At 42.0% G+C, this 19,814-nt stretch carries 11 protein-coding genes; all 11 read left to right on the forward strand.

The genetic code is table 11. From position 1 onward, the window contains the following. The first annotated feature begins 8 nt into the window (after window positions 1–8). The 11 genes from dapB (at window position 9) to HMPREF9421_RS06975 (ending at window position 19,681) form a co-directional block, all read left to right on the forward strand. Entirely contained in the window at window positions 9–776 is a 768-nt protein-coding gene (dapB, locus tag HMPREF9421_RS06920; protein WP_006596303.1) for a 4-hydroxy-tetrahydrodipicolinate reductase, read from the forward strand. Then, window positions 773–1,993 carry a CCA tRNA nucleotidyltransferase gene (locus HMPREF9421_RS06925; RefSeq protein ID WP_006596304.1) on the forward strand — a complete coding sequence of 407 codons (1,221 nt, stop codon included), beginning with the start codon at window positions 773–775 and terminating at the stop codon, window positions 1,991–1,993. Before dapB ends, HMPREF9421_RS06925 begins: the two co-directional genes overlap by 4 nt. Next, window positions 1,990–3,861, forward strand: a complete 1,872-nt coding sequence (locus tag HMPREF9421_RS06930; protein WP_006596305.1) for an ABC-F family ATP-binding cassette domain-containing protein — start codon at window positions 1,990–1,992, stop codon at window positions 3,859–3,861. Before HMPREF9421_RS06925 ends, HMPREF9421_RS06930 begins: the two co-directional genes overlap by 4 nt. Before the next feature lie 10 nt (window positions 3,862–3,871). Further along, window positions 3,872–4,402, forward strand: a complete 531-nt coding sequence (locus HMPREF9421_RS06935; RefSeq protein WP_006597344.1) for a DUF308 domain-containing protein — start codon at window positions 3,872–3,874, stop codon at window positions 4,400–4,402. Window positions 4,403–4,536: 134 nt separating this feature from the next. Then, the gene (locus HMPREF9421_RS06940; RefSeq protein WP_006596307.1) at window positions 4,537–5,496 is read left to right on the forward strand and encodes an ROK family glucokinase; all 960 of its coding nucleotides are present in this window, start codon (window positions 4,537–4,539) and stop codon (window positions 5,494–5,496) included. 350 nt (window positions 5,497–5,846) lie between these two features. After that, window positions 5,847–6,686, forward strand: a complete 840-nt coding sequence (locus tag HMPREF9421_RS06945) for a thymidylate synthase (protein ID WP_006596308.1) — start codon at window positions 5,847–5,849, stop codon at window positions 6,684–6,686. 197 nt (window positions 6,687–6,883) lie between these two features. Then, window positions 6,884–16,123, forward strand: a complete 9,240-nt coding sequence (locus HMPREF9421_RS06950; RefSeq protein WP_081453584.1) for a CshA/CshB family fibrillar adhesin-related protein — start codon at window positions 6,884–6,886, stop codon at window positions 16,121–16,123. A 149-nt stretch (window positions 16,124–16,272) separates the two neighbouring features. Further along, on the forward strand, window positions 16,273–16,785 hold the full coding sequence (locus HMPREF9421_RS06955; protein WP_006596310.1) for a dihydrofolate reductase: 513 nt from the start codon (window positions 16,273–16,275) through the stop codon (window positions 16,783–16,785). Window positions 16,786–16,995: 210 nt separating this feature from the next. After that, a complete protein-coding gene (clpX, locus tag HMPREF9421_RS06965) occupies window positions 16,996–18,228 on the forward strand; it encodes an ATP-dependent Clp protease ATP-binding subunit ClpX (protein ID WP_006596312.1) in 1,233 nt (410 codons plus the stop codon). A gap of 11 nt (window positions 18,229–18,239) precedes the next feature. Next, on the forward strand, window positions 18,240–18,836 hold the full coding sequence (yihA, locus tag HMPREF9421_RS06970) for a ribosome biogenesis GTP-binding protein YihA/YsxC (RefSeq protein ID WP_006596313.1): 597 nt from the start codon (window positions 18,240–18,242) through the stop codon (window positions 18,834–18,836). Between the two features lie 146 nt (window positions 18,837–18,982). Then, complete coding sequence (locus HMPREF9421_RS06975) at window positions 18,983–19,681, forward strand: glucosaminidase domain-containing protein (protein WP_006596314.1); 699 nt, start codon at window positions 18,983–18,985, stop codon at window positions 19,679–19,681. Window positions 19,682–19,814: the final 133 nt, after the last annotated feature.

Genomic DNA, 19,814 nt, shown 5'->3' on the forward strand with positions numbered 1-19,814 from the left:
GAGAAAACATGCCGATTAAAGTAGTAATTGCAGGTTTTAAAGGGCGAATGGGTCAAGCGGCTTATCACATGGTGTTAGAGGATCCTGAGCTAGAATTAGTCGGCTTGATTGATCCCCATGCGTCTGAAAAAGAACTAGCAGGTGTTCCAGTTTTTACCACCAAGGAAGGGATTTTGTCCCTTGATGCGGATGTGTGGATTGACTTCACCATTCCTAAAGTGGCTTATGAACATACCCGCTTTGCTTTGGAGCATGGACTAGCGCCTGTAGTTGGGACAACAGGATTTACAACGGAAGAAATCACTGACTTGATTGAATTGTCTCGTGAGAAGAATCTTGGAGGCCTCATTGCGCCAAACTTTGCCATTGGAGCAGTCTTGCTCATGCAATTTGCAGCGCAAGCAGCGAAGTACTTTCCAAATGTAGAGATTATCGAGTTGCACCACGATAAGAAAAAGGATGCACCGAGTGGGACTGCTGTGAAGACGGCTGAACTCATTAGTCAGGTCCGTCAACCAAAAGAGCAGGGAGCGCCAGATGAAGAAGAAAGCCTTCCAGGTGCACGCGGTGCTAACTACCAAGGCATGCACATCCATTCGGTTCGCTTGCCTGGTCTGGTAGCCCATCAAGAAGTGATTTTCGGTAGTCAAGGAGAAGGATTGACCTTACGCCACGATTCCTACGATCGGGTGTCCTTCATGACAGGGGTCAATCTAGGAGTAAAAGAAGTAGTCAAGCGTCATGAGCTTGTCTATGGTTTAGAACATCTATTATGAGATTAAAAAAACTGCCTTCTGAATTTCAGGAGGCTTTGCCAATATTAGAAAAGATTCGTAGAGCTGGTTATGAAGCTTATTTTGTCGGTGGCTCTGTGAGAGACGCCATTTTAGGTCGTCCCATCCACGATGTCGATATCGCTTCCTCCTCTTACCCAGAAGAGACCAAGGCTATTTTTGAGCGAACCATTGATGTCGGGATTGAACACGGGACGGTCCTGGTTCTTGAAAATCATCAAGAATATGAAATTACCACCTTTCGGACAGAGGATGTCTACGTCGATTTTCGCAGACCAAGTGCGGTTAATTTTGTCCGTTCCTTAGAAGAAGATCTCAAGCGCCGCGATTTTACCGTCAATTCCTTTGCGTTGAGTGAGGAAGGGGAAATTATTGACCTCTTCAACGGACTAGAAGATTTGGAGAATCGGGTTTTACGAGCTGTAGGTGTAGCGACAGAACGTTTTAACGAAGATGCCCTTCGGATCATGCGTGGTTTTCGCTTTCAGGCCAGTCTTGGCTTTGATCTAGAAGAAGAGACCTTTAAGGCCATGGCAGATTGCGCCCCCTTGTTAGAGAAAATCTCTGTCGAGCGGATCTTTATTGAGTTGGATAAACTCCTCTTGGCTCCTTATTGGCGCAAGGGCTTAGAGGGTGTGATTGCTAGCCAGAGCTATCAGTATCTACCTCTCTTACAAAATAGCCAATTGTCACTAGAGAAACTTTTTCAGCTGTCTATGGACTATACCTTTACGAGTTCGGAACAAGCTTGGGCTGCCTTACTCTTAACCTTAGATGAGAATAAGGTCTCTGCTTTTTTCAAGAAATGGAAAACGTCACGAGACTTTGCTAAGAAGGTAGAACAGCTGGTTGAAATCTACCGCTTGCGTGAAAAGGCTAGCTTAAATCGTCGGGATGTCTATCGTTATGATCGCAATCTCCTCTTGTCAGCGGAAGAACTACGTCAGGCTCATGGCTTGCCCGTAGATTTCCAAGTTATCGAAGAATTGTATGATAGTCTAGCTATTCATGATAAACACGAAATTGTAGTCAATGGTGGGATGCTGATGAAGGAATACAACTTAAAACCAGGTCCAAGTCTAGGACAAGTGCTATCTGCCATTGAATGGGCCATTGTAGATGGGGAATTAGAGAATGACAAAAAAGCGATTGGCAATTTTTTGAGCCACTATCTTGAAGAGATGAAGGGAGAAGCATGAGCGATTTTATCGTTGAAAAACTAACCAAGTCCGTCGGGGATAAGACGGTCTTTAAAGAGATTTCTTTTATCATTCATGAGCTGGACCGGATTGGACTAATCGGGGTCAATGGGACAGGGAAAACAACTCTCTTAGATGTTTTGTCTGGTCGTTCAGGCTATGACGGAGATCGTTCTCCTTTTTCTGCAAAGAATGATTATAAGATTGGTTATCTGACCCAAGAACCTCAATTTGATGATAGCAAGACAGTCCTCGATACAGTGTTGTCAGAAGATGTGAAAGAACTCCAATTGATTCGTCAGTATGAACTGTTGACGAGCCAGTACGATGAAAGTCAGCAAGTGAAACTGGAAAAAGTCATGGCGGAGATGGATTCTCTCAATGCATGGGAAATCGAAAGCCAGGTCAAAACAGTCCTGACCAAACTAGGCATTCAGGATCTATCTGCTAAGGTTGGAAGTTTATCGGGTGGCTTGCGTCGCCGTGTCCAGCTGGCACAAGTTCTCCTAGGAGACCATGATTTGCTGCTGTTAGATGAACCAACCAACCATTTGGATATTGATACCATCGAATGGTTGACTAATTTTTTGAAGAACTCTAAGAAAACCGTTCTTTTCATCACCCATGACCGTTATTTCTTGGACAATATTTCAACTCGTATTTTTGAGCTGGATCGTGCTGGTCTAGTTGAATACCAAGGGAACTACCAGGATTATGTCCGCTTGAAAGCTGAGCAGGATGAGCGAGATGCGGCTCTTCTTCACAAGAAGCAGCAGCTCTATAAGCAAGAATTGACCTGGATGCGTCGGCAACCGCAGGCGCGTGCTACCAAGCAACAGGCGCGGATCAATCGCTTCCACGACCTCAAGAAGGATCTATCCCATCAGACGACAGAAACAGATTTGGAAATGTCCTTTGAAACTAGTCGGATTGGTAAGAAAGTCATTGAATTTCAAGATGTCGATTTCGCCTATGACCAAGGGCCGATTCTGCAGCAGTTTAACCTATTGGTTCAAAACAAGGATCGGATTGGTATTGTGGGTGATAACGGTGTTGGGAAATCAACTCTGCTCAATCTGATTGCCGGAAAACTCCAACCGACTGCTGGAAAGGTCGTTATCGGAGAAACGGTGCGAATTGCTTACTTCTCGCAGCAGATCGAAGGTTTAGATGAAAGTAAGCGGATGATTAACTTCCTGCAAGAAGTAGCAGAAGAAGTCAAGACTAGTGCAGGATCTACATCGATTGCGGAGCTACTGGAACAATTCCTCTTTCCGCGTTCGACCCATGGCACCTTGATTGAGAAACTTTCTGGTGGGGAGAAGAAGCGTCTTTATCTCTTGAAACTTCTCATCGAAAAACCAAATGTCTTGCTCTTGGACGAACCGACCAATGATTTGGATATCGCGACCTTGACAGTGTTAGAGAACTTCCTACAAGGCTTTGGTGGACCAGTCATCACCGTTAGCCACGATCGTTATTTTCTAGATAAGGTTGCTTCAAAAATTTTAGCTTTTGAAAATGGTGGCATCCGCGAATTCTTTGGAAATTATACGGATTACTTAGATGAGAAAAAGTTTGAGCTAGAAATGGTTGCTGAAAGTAGCAAACCTGAAAAAGAAAAGGTAGTCAAAGTCCGAGAAGAGAAGAAACGGATGAGCTACCAGGAAAAGCAGGAGTGGGCGACCATTGAGAGTGATATTGAAGAGATTGAAAACAAAATCGTAGCCATTGAGACTGAGATGAATGAGAATGGTTCTGACTTTGGTAAGTTGGCCAGTCTCCAACGTCAGATGGATGAAGAAAACGAGCGTCTCTTAGCCAAGTATGAACGGTATGAGTACTTGAGTGAGTTGGCAGAAAACTAAAGGAGGAAGAATGCATCATATTAGCAAATACAGTCTGTTATTGTCATCATTTTTATTTTGTGGCATTGGTTTTATTCTCTTTGTGAATCCAATCGAAAAAATTGCCACCTTTAGTTGGTTGATTTCTCTGGGATTCTTCTTGATTTCAGTTTCGCGCTTATCACGTTACTACCGTCTACGGACCCAAGCGACCTTGTCGGATCCCTATTTATTTCAAAGTGTGGTCTCGCTAGTCTTTGCAGTCTATCTCTTACTATATGGCTACAAGACCTTGCCAATTGTCTTTCCGATCACACTCGGTATTTGGCTCTTGTATAAGTCTGCTTTGAGTTTGAAAAAGGCCCATTACCTTTCCAAACGATCTGAAGAATTATCCAAGAAATTTACATTTTGGGGGCTTATTCAACTGTTTACAGGATTGTTTCTCATTGTTAGTCCTCTATCTATTAGTGTCTTCTTGTTACATATTTTAGGATTGTTCTTCTTCATAATTGGCGTTCAATCCTTGAGACTCTTTTTAAAACTTCATAACGAAGAGTAAAGAAAACTGTCTGTGTTTTTGCGGACAGGTTCTTTTTTTGCAAATGAAATTGAGAGAATTCTTGAAAAACAATTGAAACCCTTTTCACATTTTGGTATACTAGTGTCAAGAGAATAGGAACAAAGGAGTATAAAATGTCCAAAAAAATTATTGGTATTGACTTAGGTGGAACATCTGTTAAATTTGCCATTTTGACGCAAGAAGGAGAGATTCAAGAGAAGTGGTCTATCAAGACCAACATCCTTGACGAAGGAAGCCACATCGTTCCTGATATCATCGCTTCCATCCAACACCGCTTGGAGTTATTAAACTTATCCGCAGAAGATTTTATTGGAATCGGGATGGGATCTCCTGGTGCAGTGGATCGTTTTGAAGGAACTGTCGTTGGAGCTTACAACCTCAACTGGAAAACCGTACAACCCATCAAGAAAGATATTGAGTCTGCCTTGGGAATTCCTTTCTTCATCGATAATGATGCCAACGTAGCTGCCCTAGGGGAACGCTGGAAAGGTGCTGGTGAAAATCAACCAGATGTCGTCTTCATGACACTTGGAACTGGTGTTGGCGGCGGTATCGTTGCGGAAGGAAAACTCTTGCACGGTGCTGGTGGTGTAGCTGGTGAGCTTGGTCATATCACAGTAGACTTCGATCGTCCATTTGATTGTACCTGTGGTAAGAAAGGTTGCTTGGAAACAGTGGCTTCAGCGACTGGGATTGTCAATTTGACTCGTCGCTATGCAGATGAATATGCAGGAGATGCGACCTTGAAACGTCTCATTGATGATGGCGAAGAAGTTACAGCTAAGACAGTCTTTGATCTTGCTAAAGATGGAGATGAGTTGGCCTTGATTGTCTACCGTCATTTCTCTCAATACTTGGGTATTGCTTGTGCCAACATCGCTAGTGTCTTGAACCCAGCCAACATCGTCATTGGTGGTGGTGTATCAGCAGCTGGTCAATTCCTCTTGGATGGGGTTCAAAAGGTCTTTAATGAAAATACCTTCCCACAAGTTCGGACCTCAACCCAACTGGTGCTTGCTAATCTTGGAAATGATGCAGGTGTGATTGGTGCTGCATCACTTGTACTACAATAGAATCATACAGAAATAGGCTGGGCAAAAATTGTCCAGCCTTTGTGATTGATAGCAATAACAGCAGGGCACAGTGGTTGATTGCTCAAAGCACTGCTTTGAGGTGGCATATTAAACTTGCGAAGCTAGTTTCCTAAGTATTTGCTCGCTTTTAAAGCTTCAAAGATGACCTAATGAGGGAAACAAAGTTTCATTTATCTGCAACCTTCAACAGTCTCCCAGACTGTTGAAGCTATGCGGGGGTGAGAAGATTGAAAAGGTTTAGGGAACCTTTTATATTTTGCGAAGTTCTTTCCCACTCCTTTTTTTATCCTGTGTTATAATGAAGGTATTACAGTATTTAAGGAGAATGAATGACAAAAGCAGATATCCTTTTTAAAGAAAATATTCGAAGAATTATGGAAGAAGGCGTCTGGTCTGAGCAAGCTCGGCCCAAGTACAAGGATGGCACAACTGCCAATTCCAAATACATCACTGGGGCATTTATGGAGTTTGATCTGGCAAAGGGCGAGTTTCCTATTACGACTCTTCGTCCTATCGCCATCAAGTCCGCCATCAAGGAGATGCTCTGGATCTACCAGGACCAGTCCAATAGTCTGGAACTCCTAAATGATAAATACCAAGTTCATTACTGGAATGACTGGGAAGTAGGAGAAACGGGAACAATTGGAGAGCGTTATGGTGCTGTCGTTAAAAAGCACGACATCATCAACAAGATTCTCAAACAGCTGGAAGCCAATCCCTGGAATCGACGCAATATCATTTCTCTCTGGGACTATCAAGCCTTTGAGGAGAGCGAAGGGCTCTTACCTTGTGCTTTTCAAACCATGTTTGATGTGCGGCGTGTCGACGGGGAAATCTATCTGGATGCGACCTTGACCCAACGTTCGAATGACATGTTGGTAGCGCACCATATCAATGCCATGCAGTATGTAGCTCTTCAGATGATGATCGCCAAGCATTTTGGCTGGAAGGTTGGCAAGTTCTTTTACTTTATCAACAACCTTCACATCTATGATAACCAATTCGAACAGGCGGAGGAATTACTCCGGCGCGAGCCCTCGGATTGCCAGCCTCGCTTGGTACTGAATGTGCCAGATGGCACCAATTTCTTTGAGATTAAAGCCGAGGACTTTGTTTTGGAAGATTATGATCCAGTCAAACCTCAATTGAAGTTTGATTTGGCTATTTAGCGAAAGCGCATAAGCTCCTATTCCATGTGGAATAAGGAGCTTGTTTTCTTTTACAAAAATTCAAATTATATTATTCAATATTTTTAAGCAAATCTCTTTGAGCCATCACATAAATTTGGTAGAATAAAAAAGTTCAAGCTAAAATAGCTAAACACATTTTAATATAAATATTTTAACAGAAAACATGGAGGCAATAAATGAGTAAGGATTTATTCAACGACCGTATAAGCCGATTCTCTATTCGTAAATTGAATGTGGGAGTTTGCTCGGTCCTCTTAGGAACGCTCGTGATGGTTGGTACAGCAACTGGTGTTGATGCTGAAGAAGCATCAGAAGCTGCTTATGATGCAGTTTCTACAGTTGCTAGTCCAACAGAAACATCAACAGCTACAGCAAGCACTACAACAAGTAATCCAAGTGCTTTAACGGTAGCGACAACTTATCAAGCTGACGCACCAGTAACACCAGTAACGGAAACTCCTGCTAGTGTTTCGTCCTCAGCGAGTTCGGTAGCATCTGCGGAGTCACAGGCAGTAACAAGCTCAGAAACTCCAAAAGTTGAAGCAGTGGATCGTCCTGAAAACATTACTACAGCTACGACTGAAACAGCTAACAAAGAAGTAGCTACACTTGCTTCAGTTCAACCTGTATCTAACACGCCATTTACTGCTGAAACAGGTGGACGTCGTCGAAGTCGTCGTGCTTTGAGAGAAGCTAATGATCCCAATCTTATCGGAGATGATGTTGAAGATGCAACATCAACACCAAAAGCAGAAAAACCAACAGAATTTTCTAAAGTTAATGCAAAAGAACTAGTTAAACAAATTAACTGGTTAGATTTTGGAGATACAACTGCTTGGACTAATACTACAACATCTAAAGACGGTAGAACAGCTCTTCAAGTAGGATCAACTTACACTAAAGAAATTATGCCTGGATATATAGTTAACATTAAGGTTAAGAGTCTTAAACCATTCCAAGCAACTGAAATCTATAAAAACCGTATGGAAGCACAAGGTGCTACAGAAGCAGAAAAAGCTACATATGATCCAAATGCAAAAAATGGATACATTGGAACTATTGGAGATCCTAAAACTAAAGCAGCTTTTGCAAACTCAGAAGAGGCACTAGTAGTAGCAGATGCTCAAAACCGATGGACTGAAATTCGTTTAGAAGGAATTGATACTGGTACAAAACGAACAACAATTTCATCAGATTATAATGGTGGGAATATCGGTGTTCAATTTGAGATTTCTGCAACATTCCGTGGTAAGTCAGTAAAACCAGCAGTAGTAGCTGCTGATGGTGAGTCAGCTAACCCTGGTGAATTAGTATTATTCACTACAAATGGTACTGGTTGGAAACATATCGGAGAATGGAAAAAAACTCCTTATGGGAGAAATGGGGAAACGTATGTAGTTCAAGACACACACAATTATTTTGATCCCGCAAATAAATACAGTAGATCAAAATTTGTTGATGTAAATGGTACTAAAATAACAGGACTAAACTTAGAACTACTTCGTAATGCTAATGAGGTTGGCCCAGATAAAAAACCAGTAGCGTGGAAATACTTTGGTAGTCCAGACCAAGTTACGGGAGGATTAGGAACTGGAGTTTTCGGACCAAACGTGTCTGCTAACCGTTTTTCAGTACCTCTAGTTATGACTCAAGGAGCTTCAGAAGTGGGACTTTATATCGCTTCATCAGGGAAACAATCTGCTATGCTTGGATTCTTCCCTCTTGATGAAGGAGACGCTCCAGAAAGTTATGGAAAAGCACAACACTCAATTGGAACGGTAGACGGTGTAACAGGTACAAAACTTGCTCAACCATACTTAGGAACTGTAAGTCCTGATATGGATGAAAATAACGCAAAAGACTGGACAGGTGATGACAACACTATTTCAGCCGATGAAGGTGTTGATCAAATCTTACCTGATAACTTAAAAGGTCAAACTAATGATATGATTAAATTAGACCGTACTCGTCCAGGAACGTATACTTTAGATGTTGAAGCACATACTGGTGGCGCTGCTAAAGCGTATGTTTACGGTTGGATCGACTTTAACCAAAATGGAACATTCGATGAGGATGAACGTTCTGAATTGGCAACTGTTACAAAAGATGGAACAGTTAGACTTGATTTCAGAAATGCAAAAACAATGATTGACCCAAGTGTTACTGAATTAGGTACACGTGTTCGTATTGCTAACAATTCATCAGACGTTGAAAACCCAACAGGTTTAGCACTATCTGGAGAAGTAGAAGACTTTAAAACTCAAATTACTTTCCCTCCAAAAGGTGAACGTAAAGAAACAATTGATGTTCAAGGAGCGACACAAACAGCAACAGTTGCTTTCACGGCTCAAGGACTATACAAGTACAACCGTGATAAAAATGCAGAAATCGATCAAACTGTAGCTCCAGTTATTATTGATAATAGAACGAAACAAGTAGTAAATCCAAAAGCTGATGGATATTATGTAATACCAGGAGAAGGTAAATATAAAGCTACTCCAAACGGTAATAACGTAGATATTGAATTTACTCCAGAAGATAACTTTGTAGGAACTGCGAGCGGTATAAGTATCCGTCGTACAGATGACAATGGTTATACAACAGATTGGATTTCTAAAGATAAAACAATATTACCTTCAATTAATGAAGTGATGGATAGTATGGATGGCCTTTACATTCCAACTGTTACTCCTAAAAATATTGAAGGGGAAGACAAGAAATCTACGGATGTTCAAGGAGCTAGTCAAACTGGTACGCCAGAATTCTCTCTTGAAGGAACAAATAGTAATGGTGAGAAAGTTAAAATTACACCTGATTTTGATTATCCGGCTAAGTTTGTCGATCCAGCGACTGGAAATGTCATCAATGATCCTGTTTTGACTGTAGAAGGAGAAGGGATTTACTATCTAGACGAGTTGACTGGCAAGGTTACTTTTGTACCAGAACCAGGATTTACTGGAACTGCCAAGGGGGTAACAGTTTCTCTTACGGCTCCAGTTGGTCGTGACAAAGATGGTAGAGTGCCAGATAATGCTCTTAAGACTGCAACTGCTAAGTACACACCAACTGCCACACCAATCACAGTGACTCCTACAGACAAGGTTTCTGAGGATGTTCAAAATGTTCCTCAAACTCAAACTCCTACATTTGAGTTGAGTAACGACAAGGCTGCGAAAATAACAAGCAAGAAATTGGTGGATCCCGCAACTGGTCAACCGACTGATGAAACAACTGTAACAGTAGCAGGGGAAGGAACATACACAATCGATCCTACTACTGGTGCTGTGACATTTACTCCTGAAAAAGATTTTGTTGGAACAGCAAAAGGTGTAACCGTTCAAGCAACTGCGACTATTACCAATGCTAATGGTAAGACAGCAACAATTACTTCAGACGCGAAATATACACCAACTGTAGTGCCAGCTGTTCCAACTGGAAGCCCTGCAACTTCTAAAGATGTTCAAGGGGCAACACAAACAGGGACACCAAGCTTTGCAGGAACGACTGTCCAAGTAAATGGTGAAGATAAAGCTATTACGATTAAAGACAATAGCTATACACTCTTGGATAATGACGGGAACGAAGTTTCAAGCACACCAGCTTATGCAGAGGATGGTACAACACCAATCGGTACCTTCACTATCGATCCCGCAACTGGTACTGTAACATTCACACCAACTGCTAAATCTTACACAGGTAAAGTAACACCTGTTAAGGTTCAAACTGAAAGCTCAAACGGAATCAAGGTTGATACAACTTACACACCTGAGATTGTTCCAGTAACTCCAACTGCAACTCCAGCTGAATCAGAAGGGCCTCAAGGTGTGGTTCAAACTGGAACTGTAACCTTCACAGAAGGTGATCCAGTGGCACCAATCGATAAAGATACCATTACTCTTCTTGATGAAAATGGTCAACCAGCTGCATCTGTAGTTGCTAAATCACCAGAAGGTAAAGAAATAGGTACTTTCACAGTCGATAAAGAAACAGGTGTTGTAACCTTCACACCAACTGATAAATCATACTCAGGTGAAGTTGTTCCAGTTAAGGTTCAAGCTAAAGACACAAACAGAACTGTTACTGAAACAACATACACACCTAAGATCATTCCAGTAGTACCAACTGCGACACCAGCGGAAACAACAGACATTCAAGGTGCCACTCAATCAGGTAAACCAACCTTCACAGAAGGCGAAAGCCGTGTACCAATGAACGATGATGTTCCAGCAACATTTGATAATGGCTCAACTACCAAGACAGTAGATGGCGTTGGTACTTACATAGTAGCAGCAGACGGTACTGTTACATTTGTTCCTGAAAAATCATTCGTAGGAACTGCACCAGCTGTGACAGTTGTTCGTGAAGATAAGAACGGAACCAAAGCTTCTGCAACATACACACCAACAGTATTACCAGTAACCCCAACAGCAACACCAGCTGAAACAACTGATATTCAAGGTGTAACACAAACAGGTAAACCTGAATTCAAGGGTGGAACTGTAACGGTTAATGGCGTTGAGAAAACAGTAGAAATCAATGAAGATGTTCCAGCGACATTTGACGATGGTTCAACTACGAAGACTGTAGACGGTGTAGGTACTTTCACAGTAGCTGCAGATGGAACAGTAACCTTCGTTCCAGAAAAAACATTTATCGGTACAGCACCTGCAGTAACTGTTATCCGTGAAGACATGAACGGAACTAAGGCTTCAGCTACTTACACACCAACCGTAACACCAGTAACGCCAACAGCAACACCAGCTGAAACAACAGGTGTTCAAGGGGCTACACAAACTGGTAAACCTGTATTCACTGAAGGCGACAGCCGTGTACCAATGAACGATGCTGTTGCAGCAACCTTCGATGATGGATCTACTTCTAAGACAGTCGATGGCGTTGGTACTTATACAGTAGCAACCGACGGAACTGTAACATTTGTTCCAGAACCAAGCTTTACAGGAAAAGCACCAGCCGTCACCGTTGTTCGTGAAGACAAGAATGGAACCAAAGCATCTGCGACTTACACACCAACGGTGAACCCAGTTACTCTTACTCCAACAAATAAAGTTTCTGAGGACATCCAAAACGTTCCACAAACCCAAACACCAACCTTTGATTTGAGTAACGACAAGACTGCTGAAATCACTAGCAAGAAATTGATGGATCCAGCAACTGGTCAACCAACTGATGAAACAACAGTGACAGTAGCAGGTGAAGGTAGCTATACTATCGACCCAACGACTGGAGCAGTAACATTTACGCCAGAAAAAGACTTTGTTGGTACTGCAAAAGGAGTAACTGTTCAGGCAACTGCTACTATTACAAATGCTAATGGTAAGACTGCAACCATTACTTCAGATGCGACCTACACACCAACTGTTGTGCCAGCAGTTCCAACTGCAAACCCTGCAACTTCAAAAGATATCCAAGGTGCGACTCAAACCGGTACACCAACCTTTGCAGGAACACCTGTTCAAGTAAATGGTCAAGATAAAGCTATTACCATTAAAGACAATAGCTACACATTGCTAGATAAAGATGGTAACGAAGTTTCAACGACACCAGCTTATGCGGCAGACGGTACAACCGTAATTGGTAACTTCACAATCGACCCAGCAACTGGTCAAGTAACTTTCACACCGACTGATAAATCATACACTGGTGCAGTCACACCAGCCAAGGTTCAAGCTGAAAGCTCAAACGGTATCAAGGTGGATACAACTTACACACCAGAGATTGTTCCAGTAACACCAACTGCAACACCAGCTGAAACAAAAGATGTTCAAGGTGCCACTCAAACAGGTAAACCTGAATTCAAGGGTGGAACTGTAACGGTTGATGGCGTTGAAAAGACTGTTGAAATCAACGAAGATGTTCCAGCAACATTCGACGATGGGTCAACAACTAAGACCGTAGACGGTGTTGGTACTTACACAGTAGCAGCAGACGGTACTGTTACATTTGTACCAGAAAAATCATTCGTTGGAACTGCACCAGCCGTGACGGTTGTTCGTGAAGATAAGAACGGAACCAAAGCTTCTGCTACTTACACACCAACTGTGACACCAGTAACTCCAACTGCTACACCAGTTGAAACAACAGGTAAACAAGGTCAAACCCAAACAGGTAAGCCTGAATTTACTGAAGGTGACAGCCGAGTACCAATGAACGATGATGTTCCAGCAACATTTGACGATGGCTCAACGACTAAGACAGTCGACGGTGTTGGTACTTACACAGTAGCAGCAGACGGAACTGTAACCTTTGTCCCTGAAAAATCATTCACAGGTAAAGCACCAGCCGTAACAGTTGTTCGTGAAGATAAGAATGGAACCAAAGCCTCTGCGACTTACACACCAACTGTGACTCCAGTAACCCCAACAGCAACTCCTGCTGAATCTGAAGCACCTCAAGGTTTGGTTCAAACTGGAACCGTAACCTTCACTGAAGGTGACCCCGTTGCACCAATCGACAAGGATACCATTACTCTTCTTGATGAAAATGGTCAACTAGCCGCATCAGTAGAAGCGAAATCACCTGCAGGTGACGTGATCGGTGCCTTCACAGTTGATAAAGAAACAGGTGTTGTAACCTTCACACCAACAGATAAATCTTACTCAGGTGATGTGGTTCCAGTTAAGGTTCAAGCAGCTGATACAAATGGAACAACTGTAGAAACAACTTACACACCTAAGATTACTCCAGTCGTTCCAACTTCTGAAGATGCAACATCGACAGATATCCAAGGTCAAACACAATCTGGTAAACCAACCTTCACCGAAGGAAATCCAAATGTTCCAATCGATGAGGATACTCCAGCAACCTTCGAAGATGGTTCAACTACGAAGACCATTCCAGGTGAAGGAACTTACACAGTTGCTCCAGATGGAACTGTAACCTTCGTACCAGAAAAATCATTCACAAGAACAGGTACAGGAGTAACCGTGAAACGTGTTGATAAGAACGGTACTCCAGTTACTGCAACTTACACACCAACAGTGACACCAGTAACCCCAACTGCTGAGCCAGCAACTTCAACTGATAAGCAAGGTCAAACCCAAACAGGTAAACCAAGCTTCACAGCAGGTCATGAAAATGTTCCTATGAACGATGCAGTTCCTGCAACCTTTGAAGATGGTTCAACTACTAAGGAAATTCCGACTGTTGGTATCTACACAGTAGCAGCAGATGGAACCGTAACCTTCACACCAGACCCACGCTTTGTTGGTGAAGCACCCGCAGTGACAGTGGTTCGTGAAGATATGAACGGAACCAAAGCTTCTGCAACTTACACACCAACTGTAACTCCAATTACTCCAACAGCAGAACCAGCTAGATCAGAAGCACCTCAAGGAATTGTTCAAACAGGCAAACCAACCTTCACAGAAGGGGACCCAATTGCCCCAATGAACCCTTCAACCTTGAAACTTTACGATGATTCTGGTAACCCAACTGATCAATTGGATGCCTTCTCACCTGCAGGAGATATCATCGGTATCTTCACAGTAGATAAAGAGAAAGGTGAAGTGATCTTCACTCCAACTAACAAAGCTTACTCAGGTGAAGTTCTTCCTGTAGGCGTTTCAATGGAAGATGCAAATGGTACCTTTGCACGTACAACGTACACACCATACATCACTTCAGTAGTTCCAACAGCAGAACCAGCTACATCAACTGATATTCAAGGTGCTACTCAAACAGGCAAACCAAGCTTCACAGAAGGAAATCCTGCAGTGCCAATGGACGATGATGTACCTGCAACATTTGTTGACGGTTCAACTACTAAGGTTGTTCCAGGTGAAGGTACATACACAGTTGCTCCAGACGGAACTGTAACCTTCGTACCAGAAAAATCATTTGTTGGAACCGCAGCAGGAATCGTGGTTCAACGCCAAGATAAGAATGGTACAGTTGTGAAAGCTATGTACACACCAACCGTAACACCAGTAACACCAACTGGTACTCCAGCAGTATCTACTGATGTACAAGGTGCTACACAAACAGGTAAACCAAGCTTCACAGAAGGTGATAGCCGTGTACCGATGAATGATGAGGTTCCAGCAACCTTTGACGATGGTTCAACTACGAAGACAATTCCAGGTGTTGGTACTTACACAGTAGCAGCTGACGGAACAGTGACTTTCGTACCAGAGAAATCATTTGTCGGAACTGCACCAGCAGTGACAGTAGTTCGTGAAGATGTGAACGGAACAAAAGCTTCTGCGACCTACACACCAACTGTGACTCCGGTGACTCCAACAGCTGAGCCAGCAACTTCTACAGACATCCAAGGTCAAACACAATCTGGTAAACCAAGCTTCACGCCTGGTAACCCAAGTGTACCAATGGATGATGAAGTTCCAGCCACCTTTGAAGATGGATCAACTACGAAGACAATTCCAGGCGAAGGAACTTATACAGTTGCTCCAGATGGAACAGTAACCTTCGTACCAGAAAAATCATTCACAGGAACAGGTACAGGCGTAACTGTGAAACGTGTTGACAAGAACGGTACAGCTATTACAGCGAAGTACACACCAACTGTGACTCCTGTTGCACCAACAGCTGAACCAGTTACTTCAATTGGTAAGAAGGGTGCTACTCAAACAGGTAAACCAAGTTTCACAGAAGGTGATAGCCGTGTACCAATGAATGACGAAGTTCCAGCAACCTTTGACGATGGTTCAACTACGAAGACAATTCCAGGTGTTGGTACTTACACAGTAGCAGCAGACGGAACAGTAACCTTCACTCCAGAACCTGAATTTACTGGTACTGCACCAGCAGTGACAGTAGTTCGTGAAGATGTGAACGGAACAAAAGCTTCTGCAACTTACACACCAACTGTTCTTCCAATCACTAAGTTTGTTGATAAGGAAGGCAAGGAAATCCCAGGATACCCTACAGTTGATGGCGAACAACCGAAAGCTGAAATTCCAGGATACCGCTTTGTTGAAACGAAAAAATTACCAAATGGTGATACAGAGCATGTCTATGAAAAATTAGTAACGACTCATGTGGATGAAGATGGAAAAGTAATCCCAGGTTACCCAACAGAAGATGGTAAGCAACCGAAGAAAGATATCCTAGGTTATGACTTCGTGAAGACTATTGTAGATAAAGATGGAAATACTCAACATATCTACAAGAAGACTGTGACACCAACTCCAACGCCGGATCCAACTCCGACACCACAGCCGCAACCACAACCTACTCCACAACCAAAACCAGAAGAGCCAACGATTCCTGTCGTTCCAGAAACGAAAGAAGAAGTGAAGTATATCGATCCACAAAATCCTACTGCACAACTTCCAAATACAGGAACAAAAGAATCTTCTACTGCTGGTCTTGCAATCTTTAGTGCTTTAGCAGGTCTCTCATTGTTCGGATTTGCTAAACGCAAAAAAGAAGACTAAGATCTAGGATTTGTCTCATTAAAACCGCGAGAAATCGCGGTTTTTTTAACGGAAAAAATAGAAATTTTTGATCGAGGAAGCAATAGTTAGAAACAGTCTTTTCTAGAAAAATTTGATAAAATAGAAGTATCAGTGTAAAGGATGTAAGAATGAGTAAGAAAGTAATTGGCATTTGGGCTCAGACGAAGAATGGAGTGATCGGCAAGGACCAGGTGATGCCTTGGCATTTACCAGCTGAATTGCAGCACTTTAAACAAACGACTACAGGCCATGCGATCCTTATGGGAAGAGTTACCTACGAAGGTTTAAACAAACGAGTCCTCCCAAATCGGACCAATATCATTCTCTCTAGAGATGACAAGTATGATGTAGAGAATGAAGAGGTTTTGTTAAAAACCTCAGTTGAAGACGTTTTAAACTGGTATAAGGGACAGGATTTGTCACTCTTTATTATCGGTGGTGAGAAGGTCATCCGTCTTTTCGAGCCTCATCTAGAGGAGCTCTATCAGACTGTCATCGATGCCGAATTGGAAGGAGATACCTACTTCCCGGAAGACTTCCGGTGGGACCAGTTTCAATTATTAGACGAGCGGACAATCGAAAAAGATGAAAAAAACCCTTACGACTTTACTATTAGACATTTTAAAAGAAAGGAAGACTAGTTGATGGAACGTAGTATCTTTGGCTTTTTTACAGCAGTTTTATGCGTGATTTGCCTGGTATGTGCTTCCCAGACTCTTCGGAAAAAGCGCTATGGCTTAGCCACCCTCTTCTTATTAAATGCCTTTACTAATCTTGTGAATTCTATTCACGCCTTTTATATGACTTTATTTAAATAAATTACAAACAGACTATAGAATCGGGAGAAGAAAATGCCTACAAATCAATCAAACGATATGATGGTTTATTGTTCGTTTTGTGGTAAGAACCAAGACGAAGTACAGAAGATTATTGCTGGGAACAATGCCTTTATCTGTAATGAATGTGTTGAGTTAGCTCAAGAAATCATTCGAGAAGAATTAGCTGAGGAAGTCTTGGCAGACCTTTCAGAGGTTCCAAAACCAATCGAACTTCTCAATATCCTTAACCACTATGTCATCGGTCAAGATCGTGCTAAACGAGCACTAGCAGTAGCTGTCTACAATCACTACAAACGGATTAACTTCCACGAAAATCGTGAAGATGACAATGATGTGGATTTACAAAAATCAAACATTTTGATGGTCGGTCCTACAGGTTCAGGAAAAACTTTCTTGGCTCAAACGCTTGCTAAGAGCTTGAATGTTCCATTTGCCATCGCCGATGCCACAGCCTTGACAGAAGCGGGTTACGTCGGAGAAGACGTTGAAAACATCCTTCTTAAGCTCTTGCAAGCGGCTGACTTCAATATTGAACGTGCAGAACGTGGCATCATCTATGTTGATGAAATCGATAAGATTGCTAAGAAGAGCGAGAACGTCTCGATCACTCGTGATGTATCTGGTGAAGGGGTACAGCAAGCCCTCTTGAAGATCATCGAGGGTACTGTAGCGAGTGTTCCACCTCAAGGCGGACGCAAGCATCCTCAACAAGAGATGATCCAAGTTGACACCAAAAACATTCTTTTCATCGTTGGTGGAGCCTTTGATGGAATTGAAGAAATTGTGAAGCAACGTCTTGGTGAAAAGATTATCGGATTTGGGAAAAATAACAAAGCCATTGATGAATCCAGCTCTTATATGCAAGAAATCATTGCAGAAGATATTCAAAAATTCGGTATTATTCCTGAGTTAATCGGTCGTCTTCCTGTTCTTGCTGCATTAGAGCAATTGACAGTGGATGACTTGGTTCGTATTTTGAAAGAACCAAGAAATGCCTTGGTGAAACAATACCAAGCTCTCTTATCCTTTGATGATGTTGAATTAGAATTTGATGACGAAGCACTTGAAGAGATTGCAAGTAAAGCTATCGAACGCAAGACAGGTGCTCGTGGACTACGCTCTATCATCGAAGAAACTATGTTGGATGTGATGTTTGAAGTTCCAAGTCAAGAAGACGTCAAACTGGTTCGAATCACTAAAGAAGCAGTTAACGGAACCGAAAAACCAATTTTAGAAACTGCCTAGAAAGAAATTCTATGAAAGTAAATACTCATAATGCGGATATCCTCTTGAGCGCTACCAATAAAGGTCATTATCCTCAAGATGATATCCCAGAAGTTGCACTTGCCGGTCGATCAAATGTCGGCAAGTCTTCTTTTATTAATACCATGTTGAATCGCAAGAATTTGGCCCGTACATCAGGAAAACCAGGAAAAACACAATTATTAAACTTTTTCAATATCGATGACCAGCTTCGTTTTGTCGATGTACCCGGCTATGGTTATGCCCGTGTCTCCAAAAAAGAACGCGAGAAATGGGGCAAGATGATTGAAGAATATCTGACAACGAGAGAAAATTTAAGAGCGGTTGTCAGCTTGGTAGATCTTCGTCATGAACCCTCAGCAGATGATGTCCAGATGTATGAGTTTTTAAAATATTACGAGATTCCTGTTATCTTGGTTGCGACGAAAGCCGACAAAATTCCAAGAGGAAAATGGAACAAGCATGAATCCATGATCAAGAAGAAATTGGATTTTGATAAAACAGATACCTTTATCATCTTCTCATCGGTCAATAAAACTGGAGTGGAAGAAGCTTGGGATGCAATTTTCGACTATAGTTTTTCGGAATAAATCGTATTGTCGCTAGCCTGTTATTTATTTGTTTGATTTATCTCGATATTGTAATTAAAACGTAATATTGAACTCAACAATTTAATGCTTTTATGTGCTATAATCATCTTAAAGAGTTTTCGTTAAAAAATTAGGAGATTATCACATTGAAAAAAATACTAAATAAATCGAAATTGGTTGGATCCTTAGTAGCTCTGGTAGCTGCAGGAACAGTAGCGGCAGCAATGAGCGAGCATGTAGGAAACGTTGGTGCTAACGATGAGGCTTATTCTCAATACGCAGATCCAACAGAAGCTTTCATCTCACAAATCGGTGAATCTGCTCGTCAGCTTGGTCAAGAAAATGATCTGTATGCATCAGTTATGATTGCTCAAGCTATCTTAGAAAGTGGAGCTGGTCAATCTGGTTTGTCATCTTATCCACACTACAACCTTTTTGGTATTAAAGGTAGTTATGCTGGTCAATCAACAGTGATGCAAACATGGGAAGATGATGGTGCTGGGAATGCCTATACCATCAACGATGCTTTCCGTTCATACCCTAGCTACTATGAATCATTGCAAGACTACGTTGCAGTTTTGAAACAAGGTCATTTTGCTGGCGCTTGGAAGAGCAATACAACAAGCTATCAGGATGCAACAGCTGCTTTAACCGGTGTCTATGCTACTGACACTAGTTACTATGCAAAATTGAACCATATCATTGAAACTTACAACCTTACTCAGTATGACTCACCTAGTGTGTATGGTGGCTATGAAGGTACTGTCTACAATCCTTATCGCCAACAATATACAACACAAGAAATCTTGAACTTGGATATTGCTTGGGCGAATCGTTTCTTGTAAGATATGATTTAAATTGAATTTTAAACAGACTCTCAAAGTCTGTTTTTTATTTTATCGTTTTAAATCGATTTTTTTATTTTTCTTGTGGGACTTAGGATTTTTACTTTAAATTTTTCTGAAAACCTTTTCAGAT

This window comes from Streptococcus australis ATCC 700641, from assembly GCF_000186465.1.
Taxonomy (GTDB): Bacteria; Bacillota; Bacilli; order Lactobacillales; family Streptococcaceae; genus Streptococcus; species Streptococcus australis.